Annotated in this window: 1 protein-coding gene; it reads left to right on the top strand. The window is 41.8% G+C overall.

All coding sequences use genetic code 11. From position 1 onward, the window contains the following. Positions 1-126: 126 nt before the first annotated feature. Positions 127-1494, top strand: coding sequence for a transposase (locus tag MSL71_RS26295; RefSeq protein WP_180147504.1), 1368 nt, complete (start codon positions 127-129; stop codon positions 1492-1494). Positions 1495-1516 lie beyond the last annotated feature (22 nt).

Here is a 1516-nt window from a genome sequence, read left to right as displayed (position 1 = left end):
CAGCCCTTTCAAGGTGGTAAATATAACTATACCTAAAGGCCCAAAATGACGTGATAAAATCTAGACAAACCACTCTTTAAAGGTTATGGTAAAGTTAAACAATAACCTATTATGGAGTTCGATATAGTGGTATCAAATCCGATTCTCGATAGATTTATAGAAAATAGCCCTTTATCCGTTCTTTCACGTGGGATGATTGAACGAATACTACCACCTAAAGAGCTCGATGAGTGGTTCGAAAGAACAGTCAACGACCAGTACACCAGAGACCTTTTGTTCTCGTCAGTATTTGATATCATGGCAGGCGTCGTGGGTGGAATGCACTCATCGGTCCATTCAGCATATCAAGCGTCTAAAAAGAAAGTTGGCGTTTCAATAACTTCTGTATACAACAAGTTGAATGGAATGGAACTATCCACTTCAGCCGAGTTGGTTCGCTATGCGGCTAGTTCCGTCATTCCGATCATTCAAGAATTAGGTGGGATGTCTGCACCACCTCTGTCTGGATATCATGTTAAGCTAATCGATGGAAATTGCATCGAAGCGTCTGAACATCGTATCAAAGAATTGAGGGACAACACAGCTGGTCCTTTGCCCGGAAAATCTCTGGTTGTTTATGATCCCGTACTTAGAATGCCTGTCGACGTTTTTCCATGCGAAGACGGTCATGCCCAAGAACGGTCACTATTTGATAGCTTTTTAAAAACTGTGAAAGCTGGTGAATTATGGCTTTCGGATAGAAACTTTTGCACACGTAATTTTATTTTTTCTATTGATAACAGTGACGCTTATTTTGTTATCCGCCAGCATGGAGGGTTCCCTTTCTGTGAAAACGGGCCTGAAAAATTAGGCGGTGAAGTTGATACCGGAGCGGTTTTTGAGCACCCAATTATCACCACCGACACCTCTGGGAATGAGTTACATCTTCGGCGTATCCGAGTGCACCTGAACAAAAAGACGCGTGATGGCGATAAAGATATCTATATCATAACAAACCTTCCAGAAGAGGATGCTGATGCTATCACCATTTCAAATCTGTATCGAGGACGATGGAAAATTGAGACAGCGTTCCAAGAACTGACAGAATATTACAACTCTGAAATCAATGCATTAGGTTATCCTCGTGCTGCATTGTTTGGCTTTTGCATCGCCTTAGTTTCTTACATCATCCTTGCAGTCGTTAAGGCAGCGCTCGCTTGTGTGCATGGTTCAGAAAAAATCGAAAATGAAGTGTCTCCATATTACATTGCAAATGAGCTATCCCAAACACACCCAGGGATGATGATAGCTCTACCCAGAGAAGAGTGGAGATTTTTTCGGGACTTCACAAATGACGAGTTGATCAAGTACATAAAAATGCTCATCCGAAAGGTCGATTTATCTGCATACAAAAAACACAAGAGAGGCCCTAAAAAGCCAAAGGACAAGAAGGGTCATTGCTCGAAAAGCTCACATGTTTCAACCGCCAAGCTGATTTCGAAACGCAAAAAATAAAAGTACTACATTGAAAGGGCTG

The organism is Desulfoluna butyratoxydans (assembly GCF_900699765.1).
Classification (GTDB): Bacteria; Desulfobacterota; Desulfobacteria; order Desulfobacterales; family Desulfolunaceae; genus Desulfoluna; species Desulfoluna butyratoxydans.
This window is presented reverse-complemented; position numbering and strand designations above follow the sequence as displayed.